General features: G+C 61.8%; 12 protein-coding genes. 6 read left to right on the forward strand and 6 right to left on the reverse strand.

The annotated features are described in order from the left end of the window. Nucleotides 1-215 precede the first annotated feature (215 nt). Entirely contained in the window at nt 216-1,235 is a 1,020-nt protein-coding gene (locus ACIROW_RS03005; protein WP_402271747.1) for a zinc-binding alcohol dehydrogenase family protein, read from the reverse strand. Nucleotides 1,236-1,364: 129 nt separating this feature from the next. On the opposite strand from ACIROW_RS03005, the gene ACIROW_RS03010 reads away from it, so the two are divergent. Then, on the forward strand, nt 1,365-2,282 hold the full coding sequence (locus tag ACIROW_RS03010) for a LysR family transcriptional regulator (RefSeq protein WP_402271749.1): 918 nt from the start codon (nt 1,365-1,367) through the stop codon (nt 2,280-2,282). 55 nt (nt 2,283-2,337) lie between these two features. Here ACIROW_RS03010 and ACIROW_RS03015 read toward each other — a convergent pair whose 3' ends face one another. Beyond that, complete coding sequence (locus tag ACIROW_RS03015; RefSeq protein ID WP_402271751.1) at nt 2,338-2,643, reverse strand: BON domain-containing protein; 306 nt, start codon at nt 2,641-2,643, stop codon at nt 2,338-2,340. A gap of 420 nt (nt 2,644-3,063) precedes the next feature. Between ACIROW_RS03015 and ACIROW_RS03020 the strand changes: the two genes are divergently transcribed. The 3 genes from ACIROW_RS03020 to ACIROW_RS03030 all read left to right on the forward strand — a co-directional run bounded on the left by ACIROW_RS03020 (nt 3,064) and on the right by ACIROW_RS03030 (nt 6,939). Then, nucleotides 3,064-4,347, forward strand: a complete 1,284-nt coding sequence (locus tag ACIROW_RS03020) for an FAD-dependent oxidoreductase (protein WP_402271753.1) — start codon at nt 3,064-3,066, stop codon at nt 4,345-4,347. A 152-nt stretch (nt 4,348-4,499) separates the two neighbouring features. Next, nucleotides 4,500-6,011, forward strand: a complete 1,512-nt coding sequence (locus ACIROW_RS03025) for an NAD(P)H-hydrate dehydratase (RefSeq protein ID WP_402271754.1) — start codon at nt 4,500-4,502, stop codon at nt 6,009-6,011. Further along, nucleotides 6,001-6,939 (forward strand): DMT family transporter, encoded by a 939-nt coding sequence (locus ACIROW_RS03030; RefSeq protein ID WP_402271757.1) that lies wholly within the window; start codon nt 6,001-6,003, stop codon nt 6,937-6,939. Before ACIROW_RS03025 ends, ACIROW_RS03030 begins: the two co-directional genes overlap by 11 nt. Here ACIROW_RS03030 and ACIROW_RS03035 read toward each other — a convergent pair. Continuing rightward, nucleotides 6,936-7,673 (reverse strand): ABC transporter ATP-binding protein, encoded by a 738-nt coding sequence (locus tag ACIROW_RS03035; RefSeq protein ID WP_402271759.1) that lies wholly within the window; start codon nt 7,671-7,673, stop codon nt 6,936-6,938. The genes ACIROW_RS03030 and ACIROW_RS03035 overlap by 4 nt on opposite strands. 28 nt (nt 7,674-7,701) lie before the next feature. On the opposite strand from ACIROW_RS03035, the gene ACIROW_RS03040 reads away from it, so the two are divergent. Beyond that, on the forward strand, nt 7,702-8,349 hold the full coding sequence (locus tag ACIROW_RS03040; RefSeq protein WP_402271762.1) for an arylesterase: 648 nt from the start codon (nt 7,702-7,704) through the stop codon (nt 8,347-8,349). On the opposite strand, the gene ACIROW_RS03045 is transcribed toward ACIROW_RS03040, so the two are convergent. Beyond that, a complete protein-coding gene (locus tag ACIROW_RS03045) occupies nt 8,342-9,136 on the reverse strand; it encodes a glutamine amidotransferase (protein ID WP_402271765.1) in 795 nt (264 codons plus the stop codon). The two genes, ACIROW_RS03040 and ACIROW_RS03045, sit on opposite strands and share 8 nt — an antisense overlap. A 122-nt stretch (nt 9,137-9,258) precedes the next feature. Continuing rightward, a complete protein-coding gene (locus tag ACIROW_RS03050; protein ID WP_402271768.1) occupies nt 9,259-11,199 on the reverse strand; it encodes a SurA N-terminal domain-containing protein in 1,941 nt (646 codons plus the stop codon). A gap of 344 nt (nt 11,200-11,543) precedes the next feature. Here ACIROW_RS03050 and ACIROW_RS03055 point away from each other — a divergent pair, with 344 nt between their 5' ends. Continuing rightward, nucleotides 11,544-11,768, forward strand: a complete 225-nt coding sequence (locus tag ACIROW_RS03055; RefSeq protein ID WP_402271771.1) for a hypothetical protein — start codon at nt 11,544-11,546, stop codon at nt 11,766-11,768. An 11-nt stretch (nt 11,769-11,779) separates the two neighbouring features. On the opposite strand, the gene ACIROW_RS03060 is transcribed toward ACIROW_RS03055, so the two are convergent. Next, entirely contained in the window at nt 11,780-13,033 is a 1,254-nt protein-coding gene (locus ACIROW_RS03060) for a phenylacetate--CoA ligase family protein (protein ID WP_402271773.1), read from the reverse strand. Nucleotides 13,034-13,065 lie beyond the last annotated feature (32 nt).

Genomic DNA, 13,065 nt, shown 5'->3' on the forward strand with positions numbered 1-13,065 from the left:
CGTAGCACCGCTACGTCGCGTCGCTGCGCCTAGACAGTCAACGCCTGCCGCGCGTTCGCATTCGCAAATTAATTGTTAACAGGCCCTGCATCTGCGTCGGAAAATACGAAAACCCGAATTATACCTTGCCCACCCTGTTCCAGCCCACGAAAACGCCATTCCGGCAGGAAAGCAATCCGGAATGGCAGTCGACTGGCAACATCAGGGGCGAAGACTTAAAAATCCTTCAACACGATCTTGCCGATCACGCGGCCGCCTTCCAGGTCGGCATGCGCCTGGCGCAGGTTGGCGGCATTGATCGGCGACAACACTTTGCTGAGCGTGGTGCGGATCACGCCCTGGTCGATCAGGGCGGCGATTTCATTGAGCAGCTTGCCCTGCTCGCCCATGTCCGGGGTCTGGAACATCGACCGCGTGAACATGAATTCCCACACGAAACCGGCGCTCTTGGCTTTCAGCAAGGACACGTCCAGCGGTGCGCTGTTCTCGACGATAGTGGCGATCGTGCCCTGCGGCGCAATGGCCTGCGCCGCCGCCGGGAAATGCTTGTCGGTGTCGTTCAGGATCAGCACATAGTCGACCTGCTCGAAACCGATGTCCTTGAGCTGCGCCGGGATGTCGCCGAAATGGTTGATCACCTGCTGCGCGCCCAGTTCGCGCACCCATTTTTCCGACTCCGGACGCGAGGCCGTGGCGATCACGTTCAGGCCGACCACCTTGGCCGCGAGCTGGATGGCGATTGAGCCGACGCCGCCGGCGCCGCCGATGATGAGAATGCTGGGGGCCTTGCCGGAAGCCGCTTTGCGCGGAACGCGCAGACGTTCGAACAAGGCTTCCCAGGCGGTGATGGCGGTCAGCGGCAAGGCTGCAGCCTGCTCCACCGACAGCGAAGCCGGCGCGTGGCCGACGATGCGTTCATCGACCAGCTGGAATTCGCTGTTGCTGCCCGGACGCGTGATGTCGCCGGCGTAGAACACCTGGTCGCCGACCTTGAAGCCGGTGACGTCGGCGCCGATCGCTTCGACCACGCCGGCGGCATCCCAGCCGAGCACGCGCGGCGCGTCTTCGATCTTGTCCTTGGGTGCGCGCACCTTGGTGTCGACTGGATTGACGGCGATTGCCTTGACTGCCACCAGCAGGTCGCGGCCTTGCGGCGTCGGGCGCGGCAGATCGACATCAAACAGGGATTCGGGGTTGGCGATGGGCAGATAACGCTTCAGGGCCACGGCTTTCATGGTGTTTTTCCTTTATCAAAGCACCCGGCAACGTCCGGGAGATGAGGCATTATCACCGCATCGCAAAAACAGATAAATAGACTTAAAATTGAATTACTTACAAATTTAATTTGAAAATTAACATTCGCCATGTACGCGACCACCGACCTGCAATTGCTGATCCACACCGCCGACACCGGCAGCCTGTCGCAGGCCGCGCGCATACTCGGGGTTTTGCCGGCCACCGCCAGCGCCAGCCTTAAGCGTATCGAGCAGCGCCTCAATACTCGCCTGTTTGCGCGCTCCACGCGTAGCATGCGGCTCACGCCCGAGGGGGAAATTTTCCTGGAATATTGCCGCGACGCGCTGGCGCTGCTGCAGGAAGGCGAAACCCTGCTCAGCAGCGGCAAGGATGCGATCCAGGGGCATATCCGGCTGTCGATGCCGTCCGACATCGGACGCAATGTGCTGTTCCCGTGGCTCAACGAATTCCAGGCACTGCATCCCGCGGTGAAGTTCACGATGCAGTTTTCGGACCGGGTCGCAGATCTGTTCCGGGACGCGGTCGACGTTGCCATCCGTTCCGGCAAACTGGGCGATTCATCGCTGGTGTCGCAACAATTGGCGACCGGCCGGCGCGTGCTGGTGGCGTCGCCGGATTACCTCCGTCGCCAAGGTACGCCGCAAACGCCGAACGACCTGGTGCGTCACAACTGCCTGCTGTTCTACCTGAAACAGGGCCTGTTCAATCAATGGCGTTTCCAGAACGGCAAGCAAGCCATTGACGTCAAGGTGCAAGGCGACCGCATGACCGACGACGCGTCGATTGCGCGCGAATGGGCCGTGGCGGGCGTGGGTATTGCCTACAAATCCTGGATCGATGTACGCAGCGACGTGCGCGCCGGACGGCTGGCGACCGTGCTGGACGCGTATTGCCAGGAAGAGATTCCGCTCAACGCGGTCTACCCCCATCGCAACAGCGCGTCGCCGACCGTGCGTGCGCTGGTGGCGTTTTTGCGTACGCGTTTCGACGCGCTGGACGCATTGAACGAATCAAATGCAAAATGAAAAACGGCCCGGTCGACTGGCGTCGAACCGGGCCGGCGGGAACAGATGCGGTCGCTTACTTCACAACCAGGCTGTTCTTCACGCCCTTGACGCCTTCTACTTTGCGCGCCACCTCAGATGCCTTGAGCGAGGCAGCACTGTTGTTCACGAAACCGCTCAGTTGCACGATGCCCTTGAAGGTCTCGACGCCGATTTGCAGCGTTTTCAGGTTCGGCTCTTCGAAGATCGCCGCCTTCACCTTGGTGGTGATCACCGAGTCGTCGATGTACTGGCCGGTGCTGGCCTGTTGGGGCGTCGAACCGCAACCGGCCAGCGCCAAGACGAACAGGGCAAAAAAGAATGTGGCAAAACGTTTGGTCATGGTGTTCACCTTTTTAAATTTATGGATGCGTGTTGATACGAAACTACAAGATACAAGACGCTTGTTCCGGCAAACCGGTAAACCGCTTTGCTGCGGCTGGCGCTACTGTAACCAGTCAACGCCTGAAATAACAAGCCCCTTTCAGAGGAAAAGTCAGGTTGCAGGTTCCCGTAACCGGGCGACAATTCCCAAAATGTCGAAATCGGTTGGATCCTTTTTCGATCCCGCTGCGATATTGCCGCAAAAAGCGGCAACTACGCTGTACGCCGCCGCGATTTGGTATCATTCAGGCCGCATTACGGGGCGAGTATCGGGCGAACACCCCGGACGGATCATCGGCGCACCTCGGCAAGCAGCGCCAGCACGGGTCGACAAGGCTTTTCCACCGGGTCGGCCTCGATTGAATTAGTGACGATAATAGTGACGCATAACAAAACACTGAAGCAGATTGCCATTGTGGGCGGGGGCCTGTCTGGGGTAACCACAGCCTATTTCCTGGCGCGTGCCGGTTTCGAGGTCGCGGTGCTGGAACGCCGCGCCAACGTCGCCGAAGAAGCCACGTTCGGCAACTCCGGCCTGCTTGCGCCCAGCGTGGTGCAGCCGCTGGTTCTGCCGGCGATCACGCGCACCGCTTTTTCCAACCTGTTCAAGAATGAACCGCCGATCCTGGTCAAGTCCGGCTTCAACCCGTCGCGCTGGCGCTGGGTGCGCAAATCGCGCCGCGAATACCAGGACTATTTTTCGCTCAACAAGCAGCGCCTGACGCGCTTGTCGGCCTACGGCCAGATGCTGACCCAGCACCTGCAGGAACAGTACGCCCTGGAAGAAGAAAACAGCCAGGGCCTGCTGCATCTGTTCCGTAATCAAGCGGACGCAGAACGCTGCGCCGCGATCGAGACGAGCCTTAAACAATTCGAACTGCCGCGCCAGCAACTCAAGGGCCAGAATGCCATCAGGGAGGTCGAACCGGCGTTCCAGTCGGACACGCCGATTTCGGGCGCGCTGTACTACCCGAAAGATGGCGCCGGCAACTGCGTCCTGTTCGTCAAGCAACTGCGCGCAATCGCCCAGTCGATCGGCGTGCAATTCCATTTTTCGCAATCGGTGAAAGCAGTCCGGCCTGAACTGGGTGGCCGCGTCTCGATCGACGTCGGCAGCGCTGACGGCGACAGCACCCTCACCGTTGACGGCGTGGTGCTGGCTGCGGGCATGCAAAACCTGCCGCTGCTCAAGCCGCTCGGATTGTCCCTGCCGTTGTGCCCGGTGCAGAGTTATAACGCCATGGCCGCCGTCAAGAATCTCGACGAAGCACCCAACACGACGCTGTTCGATGAGACCTACAAAGTCGCCATCGCCCGTGTCGGCAATCGTATCCGCGTCTCCGGCCTGCTCGGCTTCCTGCCGCGCACCGAACTGCCGCATCCCAAGGCCATCGCCAGCCTGCTCAAGGTGGCCAACGACTACTATCCGAACGCGGCCAACTTCAACACCGCCAACTTCTGGAGCAGCACCTTCGCGCTGCAACCCAACGGCATGCCGCTGGTAGGCGGCACCGCGCACGGCAATGTCTTCGTCAACACCGGCCACGGCGCCCACGGCTGGGCGGCGGCCGTCGGCTCGGGCAAGTTGCTGGCCGACGCCATGGCCGGCCGCGAGACGGAAATCGACAGCGACGGTTTGCTGATCTCCTCGGTTCCAGGCTGACACGCCGCGCAGGCGGCGGTGCGGTCGCCACAGCCTGCGCGGTTTTCATGTCTGCGGATTTTTTTCAATTGACTTAGAATGGTCGCGCCAGCACCATTCCTGCTTTCCCTCCGTTTCATACTCACCTTTTACCTTATCGGGCTGCGTCGTCTATGAGTGCGCTTTATTCGATTGCCGAGATTCGCCAGATCGAACATGCCGCCCAGGCGGAACTGCCCTCCTACACGCTGATGCAACGCGCGGGCGAAGCCTGCGCCCGCCGTGCGCTGAGCCTGGTGGCCGGCGACGACGATGTCCATGTACTCGTCCTCGCCGGTCCCGGCAACAATGGCGGCGACGCGCTGGAAGCGGCGCATTACCTGTCCCAATTTGAACTGCAGGTCGCGGTCGCCTTGCACGCCGATGAAGGAAAACAACCTGAGGATGCCCGCAAGGCGCTGCAACGCGCGCGCGAATCCGAGGTGGAATTCCTCGACGTCGCCGACGCGGCACATCTGACACATAAGCGCTGGACGCTGGTCATCGATGGCCTGTTCGGCATCGGCCAGACGCGGCCGATCGGCGGCAAGCTGCGCGCCTGCGTCGACTACGTCAATTCGCTGCGTTGCCCGGTGCTGGCCATCGACATCGCCAGCGGCCTGAGCGCCGATACCGGCGCCATCGTCGGCGGCGCCGGCTGCATGGCGGTACGCGCCACACACACGCTCAGTTTCATCGGCGACAAGCCCGGCATGTACACGTGCGACGGTCAGGATTTCAGCGGTGAGATCGTCATCGACAACCTCGATATCGATGAAAAACACCTGCCCGCGCCGCATGCGCAACTCAATGAACTCGCGCTGTTCGCGTCCGCCTTGAAACCCCGCGCCGGCAACACGCACAAGGGCAGCTACGGCGACGTCATCGTAGTCGGCGGCGCCCACGGCATGGGCGGCGCCCCGGTGCTGGCGGCGCGCATGGCGGCGCATGCCGGCAGCGGACGTGTGTTCATCGCCTTCGTCGACGATGCACCGGCCTACGACAGCGTGCATCCGGAACTGATGATGCGCCAGGCCGATCGCGTCGAATTCGGCGCCGCCTCGGTGGTGGTTGGTCCCGGCCTCGGTACCTCGCGCCACGCGCATGACGTGCTGTCGCGCGCACTCGATGCACACGGCCGCATCGTGATCGACGCCGACGCGCTGAACATGATCGCCGCCGAACCCGGCCTGCAGCACAAGCTGCAGAGTCGCCCGCAGCATACCAGCATCATCACGCCGCATCCGCTGGAAGCGGCGCGCCTGCTGGACGTCACCACCGTCGAAATTCAGAACGACCGGCCGGCCGCCGCACGATTGCTGGCGCGCCATTTCAAGAGCATCGCCATCCTCAAAGGTGCAGGCACCGTCATCGCGTTCCCTGACGGCGACATCGTCATCAACGCCACCGGCAATCCGGCACTGTCCACTGCCGGTACCGGCGACGTCCTGTCCGGCCTGTGCGGCGCCTTGCTGGCACAGGGCTGGCCGACGACGCTGGCGGCGCTGGCGGCCGTCTGGATGCACGGCAAAGCCGCCGATCAACTGGTCGACCTCGGCATCGGCCCGGTCGGCCTGACCGCCAGCGAAGTGATTCCGGCGGTGCGCACCCTTCTCAATCAAATCATCAGAGACCATGCCCGCTAATATTGCGTCACACCCACGGCTCTGGCTTGGCATCATCTTTCTGATTTCGGCATTGTGGACACTGTCGTTGCTGGATACCGCAGGCAAATTGCTCGGCATGGCCGGCTATCACGTGGTGATGATTGCGTGGATGCGCTACACCATCAACACCGTGTTCATGGCAGCCACGCTGATGCCGCTGTACAAGCGTCGCCACGGTCGCAGCATCCTGCATTCGACCCGGCCACGCCTGCAGGTCTTGCGCGCACTGGCGTTGCTACTGTCGACGCTGGTGTTCTTTTCAGTGCTCAAGATCGTGCCGCTGGCCGAAGGCACCGCGATGAATTTCTGCGCGCCGCTGATCGTGCTGGCGGTGTCCCCGTGGCTGCTGGGTGAAACCACGTATATCTCGCGCTGGATCGCCGTGGGGGTGGGATTCGCCGGCATGCTGATCGTGATCCGTCCGGGCGGCGACATTCCGGCGCACGGCGTGGTGCTGGGCTTGCTGTCGGCGGCGACGTATGCCACCGTGTCGATCCTCAATCGCAAGGCCAACCAGGCCGACGATCCGATGGTCACGCTGTTCTACGGTGGTTTGGTGGGGATGGTGATCAGCAGCCTGATGGTGCCGTTTTTCTGGTCGCCGCATACGCCCGATGCGACTGAATGGATGATCCTGGCGTCGACCGGCATCACCAGCACGATCGGCCATTTCTTCATGAACAGCGCTTACCGGCACGCCGAAGCGTCCGTACTGACGCCGTTCGCCTACAGCCAGATCATCTCGGCCAGCGCGATGGGCTGGCTGGTGTTCAACCAGTTTCCCGACGCCATCACCATCCTCGGCATCGCCATCATCTGCGCCAGCGGCATGGGCATCGCGTATGTCGAACACCGGCGCGCGCATCCGTTGCGGGCGATGGCGGATGCCGCGAAAACAGCCGCTTAAGTTTCGACCAACCGCCCTGCTGCAATCGTGATCGTCTGCGCGCAGCGCGCCGCGATCGACGGATCGTGCGTGACCAGCACCAGCGTCGAGCCACGCTCCTTGTTCAACTCGAACATCAACTGGATCACCGCTTCGCCGGTGGTGGCGTCCAAACTGCCGGTCGGTTCGTCGGCCAGCAGCAGAGGCGGCTCGGTCACGAAAGCGCGTGCCAGCGCGACGCGCTGCTGCTCACCGCCGGACAGGTATTTGGGATAGTGCTTGAGACGGCTGCCCAGTCCGACCCGCGCCAGCATGCGTTCGGCCTTGCCGCGCGCATCGGCGTCGCCGCGCAGCTCCAGCGGCAGCATGACGTTTTCGACCGCGTTGAGATGGCCGAGCAGCTGGAACGACTGGAACACGAAACCGAGCTTGTGCTTGCGCAGCGCCGCGCGGCCGTCTTCGTCGAGCGCAAAGATGTCGACGCCATCAATCCTGACGGTGCCGTCGGAAGGCGTATCCAGCCCTGCCAGCAATCCCAGCAGCGTCGACTTGCCGGAACCGGAAGCACCGACAATGGCCAGCGTGGTTCCCGCACGCACGTTAAAATTGACGTCGTGCAAAATCGCCAGCTCGCCGGCTTTGCTGATGGCGGTCGCCTCGGCGGCGACATCAGCGACGCGCTTGGATAGATTGACGACTTCGATGGCGGAAGTGTTGGCAATGGTGGAACTTGAAGACACAGAGGAATCAGGCATGCAATCGAATGGAAGATGGATGAAGGCGATGAAAAGACATGATGTACGCTGGCGCCGCCTGTTGGCCGCGCTGCTGACGATGCCCCTGCTGATGCTCGCAGCGAGCGCCTATTCTGCACCAAAAAACCTGCTTGTGCTTGGCGACAGCCTCTCCGCCGAATACGGCCTGACGCGCGGCAGCGGCTGGGTGGCGCTGCTCGATAAACGGCTGCAGCAGGAGAAAATCGGCGCCGGCGTCATCGCCGTTATCAATGCCAGCATCAGCGGCGAAACCACCATCGGCGGCAAAACCCGCCTGCCGGCGCTACTGAGCAAGCATGCGCCCGACATCGTGATCATCGAACTGGGCGCCAACGACGCGCTGCGCGGCCTGCAGTTGAGCGCCACCCAAGCCAACCTGCAGGCGCTGATCGACATGGCGCGCGCGGCCAAGGCCAAGGTGGTGCTGGTGGGGATGCAGATTCCGCCGAATTACGGCGCTGATTACACCAACAAGTTCTCGCAGTTGTTCCCTGCGGCTGCAAAGCAGAACAAGACCGCGCTGGTGCCATTCTTCCTGAAGGATGTGGCCGACAAGCCGGCGCTGTTTCAGGCCGACCGCATGCATCCCAACGAACAGGCGCAGCAGACGCTGCTGGACAATGTCTGGCCGGCGCTCAAGCCTTTGCTCAAATAGTCACGGGGATTTGTTTGACCGGCGCGTGCAGATCGAGGAAGCGCCGCAGCAGCGTCGCCGATTGCGGCGTCTCGCAAACCTGGGCGCACATGGCGGCGGTGTCGATGCCGCATTTGCCGTAGACCTCGGTGTAATAGGCCAGATGAGCGCGAACGAACTCACCGGTGAATTCCGGATGGAACTGCGCTGAGAAAATGTTCGGCGCCAGTCGCAGCATGTGATGCGGGTCCATCGGCGAGCTGGCCAGCACGGCTGCGCCCGGCGGTGGTTCCAGCACCACTTGCGAATGCAGCATGTGGGCTTCGAAACTCTCCGGAATCTCTTTCAGCAAATGCTCACCGGCAGCGACCGCATGCCGTGTCACCGCCATGGTGCCGGCCACGCGCCCGGCCGGGTTGTATCCGACCTTGCCGCCGAAGGCGTGCGACAACAATTGATGCCCATAGCAGACGCCGAACATCGGCAGCCCGTGTTCGGCCGCGCGACGCAACCACGCCGCAGTGCGCTCGCTCCAGTCGACCAGGTCGGTGACCATGGTCGGCGAACCAGTGATCAGCACCGCGCGGTATTGCTCCGGCTCACGCAGGAACTGGCCCTGGAACACCGAGACGATTTCAGTCTCGTCATCGTGCAGGCCGGCGGCTTTTTGCAGCTGGACGGCATAGCTGCCGTACGACTGGCGCAAATCGTCGACGGGGTCACCGGTGTGGATGATCAGTACGGGAGTGACCGATCCGGCTGCGGCTGGAACAGATGCTGATACTGCGGCTGACACTGAGGCTGACATGGACGCGGCTTCAAGGACTAAGGTTAAGGTTGATTGTACGTGCGGCGCGGCACGCCGAAGCTGCAAAAAAGGCCGCATAAGCGGCCTTTTTTGTCTGATGCAATAATTTGCGAAAAAGCAATTTATTTGGCAGCGTCGGCTGGTTTACCGTCGGTCGCCCCGGCTGCTTCGCCGCCCTTCAGGATCTTGGTCTTGGCCTTTTCCTTCAGGAAGTTGATGTAGGAGAGCATTTCCTGCTCAGCCAGCGTGTTGGCGATCTGCTCCTGCTCAGTCTTGCGGCGGGCTGCGTCAGGCGCAGCAGGCTGCGCCACCTTGGTGATGCGGAATACGCTGTAGCCCTGGCCCGGCACTTCGATACCGGTATAAGCCGGTAGCTTGGCGGTATCGGCCTTCATGACGGCCAGGAAGGCATCCTGGTTCCAGCCCTGGGTTTTCACGCGCGAAGCCACCTTGGCTTCGCCGAAACCGGCGGCATCATCCTTGGCCTTCAGCTCGGCCATCTTGGCTTCACCGGCCTTCTTGGCCAAGGCAAGTTCTTCGGTTTGCGTCACCAGTTCACGCACGATGGTCTTGACGTCGTCAAAGGCGCGCTTGGTGACCGGCTTGTACTCGACGATATGACCGGCGATCAGCGTGGTCGGTGCGACCTGCACCGCTTCCGAATTGTGTTTGCCCTTGATGGTGTCGTCGGTAAACAGCGCCTTCAGGAACTTCGGATTGTTGTAGACCGTGTTCGGCGGCAGCGTCGGATTGGCCTGGCGCGTCACGCCCGTGGCAGTTTCGATCTTCAGCTTGAGCTTGTCGGCCACTGGCTTGAGGCTGTCGCCCTGTTCGTAGACGGTGTTGTTGAAGGTCTCGGCCAGTTCGGCGTACTTCTTGGCGCCCAACTGCTTCTTGATCTCAGCGGAGATTTCACCCTTCACTTCGTCCAGCGGCTTGACCGAGCCCGGCTTGATGCCGGTCAGCTGGATGATGTGATAGCCGTAGTCGGACTCGACCGGATCGCTGATCTCGCCTTGCTTGAGCTTGTAGGCAGCGTCTTCAAACGACTTGAGCATGGCGCCCTTGCCGAAGAAACCGAGGTCGCCGCCTTGGTCCTTGGAACCCGGATCCTGCGAGTTGGCCTTGGCCAGTTTGGCGAAATCGCCCGGCGTCTTGCGCAGTTGCGCCACCAGGCCCTCGGCCTTGGCCTTGACGGCAGCCTTGTCGGCGGCGGATGCGCCCTTCTTCACTTCCAGCAGGATGTGGCTGGCGCGACGCTGTTCGTCGGTAGAGTATTGCTTGATGTTCTGGTCGTAGTAGGACTTGACGTCGGCGTCGGACACGCTGACCTGCGCAGCCACGGCGGCGCTGTCGAGCACCACGTATTCGATTTTTGCCTGTTCCGGCACTTCGAACTTGCTGCCGTTCTTGTCGTAGTAAGCCTTGAGCATGTCGTCGGTCACCTTGACCTGGCCGGCGAAGGACGCTGCCTTGAACGGCAATTCCTGCACGGTGCGTTCCTGATCGTTCAGGTCGGACAGGCGCGCGGCGACCGTCTTCGGCGCGAATGCGGTGCCTTGCACGGCGGCGTTGAGCTGCTGCAGGCCCATGTCGCGGCGCAGGCTGGCTTCATAACCCTTCGGGGTCAGGCCCTGGGCCGCCAGCAGGACGCGGTACTGTTCGCTGTCGAACGTGCCGTCCGCCTTCAGCAGGCCGGGAATCTGCATGATGCTTTGCTGCAGCGTCAGGTCCGACACGGACAGCTTGTCGTTGACGACTTCAGCCGCCAGCGCACGCTGGGCAATCAGGTTTTCCAGCACGGCGCGGCGCGCTTCAGGCGTGTCGAACACCTTCGGATCGATCTGACCGCCGGACATCTGGCGCATGCGCTCCAGTTGCTGGCGCTGCGCGGCGTCCCATTCTTCCTTGGTGATGGTCTGCCCGGCCACCTTGGCCACGGCATTGTCGCCATCGGACAGACGGCTGTAACCTTCAAGGCCGAAGAACGCGAAGGACGGGAAAATAAACAGCAGCAGCAGGAATTGCATCAGGCGCTGATGGTTACGGATAAATTCAAACATTGGTCAGCCGATCACGAAATCAGAAACAAGGACATCAAATGACATCAGTTACCGCACACTCGCCGTCCGGAAACCGGTCAGCCAGTGCGCACACAGGAACGCATAAGAAAAAAGGCGAACTCACGTTCGCCTCGTAGCAATGCTCATGCTGGCGGAGCAGATTGCGCTGCTCTGGGAGATGCCGCCTTGGCAACAACGCCCGCGCGTCATTATACACAGCCAGCTGCGCCAAGTCACCGATGCTGCCTTGGGGAAATGCGTCAAAAACGGGGATCAGGGTGCGTTTGCGCGAGTTTGCGTTATCATCCGGCCCGTAAACGTCCCAAGGCAAACAGGAATCGGTCATGACAAAGCTGGAAGAAATCGTCAAACGGCAAAAGCAAGGCGCGAAATTCGTGCTCTCGTTTCAGATGCTGGGCATGGATGTGGAGACGTTCGATACGGTCGCGCAGACCTGGCTCGAGCACGGCGGCCCCGGTTTCGAGGCTGCCGGCGTGCCTTTTCGCAAGGTGATCGACGGCGAATTTCTGATCGCCCGCCTGACCGTGGTCAAGACCGCCGAAGAGTGATCGCCCGCTGATTATTCGTACTTGCGCGCGTCCTCGATGACCTTGCCGTCATTGGGCAGGCTTCCCGGCGCCGCAAACAAAACCTCTCCCCTCAGCTTGGTAATGTCGCGCACGCTGTCGGCAATCGCCACCGCCTGCGCCGCTGCACTTTCCATGTCTGCAGTTTCACAATGCAGCGTCATGCTGTCGTTGGCCATCTCGCCGCTGACCACCAGACGCGCCTTCAGAATCAATCCGTGGCGCCGCGTAATCTCCGCCACCTGCGAAGGATGCACGAACATGCCGCGCACCTTGGTGGTCTGGTCGGCACGCCCCATCCAGCCCTTGATGCGTGTATTCGTGCGGCCGCACGGCGAGACGCCGTCCAGCGCAGCGGTCAGGTCGCCGGTGCCGAACCGGATCAGCGGATAGTCGGGATTGAACGACGTCACCACCACTTCGCCGACCTCGCCCGGTTTGACCGGGTCGCCGGTTCCGGGACGGACAATTTCGAGGATCAGGTCTTCGTCGAGGACCATGCCCGGATTGACCTTGCCTTCGCTGATCGACTCATATGCGATGTTGCCGATGTCCGCCGAAGCGTATAGCTGCAACACGTTCGGCACGCCGTTGTCGTGGAACCAGCTGCGCAGCGACGGCGGCAATGCTTCGGCGCTGACCAGCGCGCGTTGCAGGCTGCCGAGGTCGGCGCCCATTTCCTGCGCCTTCTCGATGATGATCTTGAGGAACGACGGCGTGCCGACATAAGCATCCGGACGCAGCGACACCATGGTCTGGACCTGCAGTTCAGTCTGGCCGATGCCCGACGGAATCACCGCACAGCCGAGCTTGGCCGCCGCGCCTTCGGCCATGAAAGCCGCCGGCGTGAAATGGTAGGAAAAACAGTTCTGGATGATATGCCCGGAGCGCAGCCCCAGCGCGCGCATCGGCCGCTCGAAGCGCCACCAGTCCTGGCTGTGTCCTTCCGGATCGAAGATCGGCCCCGGTGACACGAACAGCCGGCGCAGCTGGCGATGCGGCGTGGTGTTGAGTCCGCCGAACGGCGGCGTGGTCGCCTGCAGATCTTTCAGATCCGATTTGCGCGTGACCGGCAATTGCGCCAGTGCAGCACGCGTGCCGATGTCGCCGGCGCTGACGCCCTTGAGGATGCGGCTCCAGCCTTCGCCGCCCTGCGCACGCGCCACCAGGCCGGGCAAGGCAGACATGAGTGCGGCTTCGCGTTGTTGCGGATCGCGTTGTTCAAGAGGATCGAGAATGTCGGACATGAATTTACCGTATGCGTGGACTGAGGAAGGAT

The organism is Herbaspirillum sp. NPDC101397, assembly GCF_044767325.1.
GTDB lineage: Bacteria > Pseudomonadota > Gammaproteobacteria > Burkholderiales > Burkholderiaceae_D > Herbaspirillum.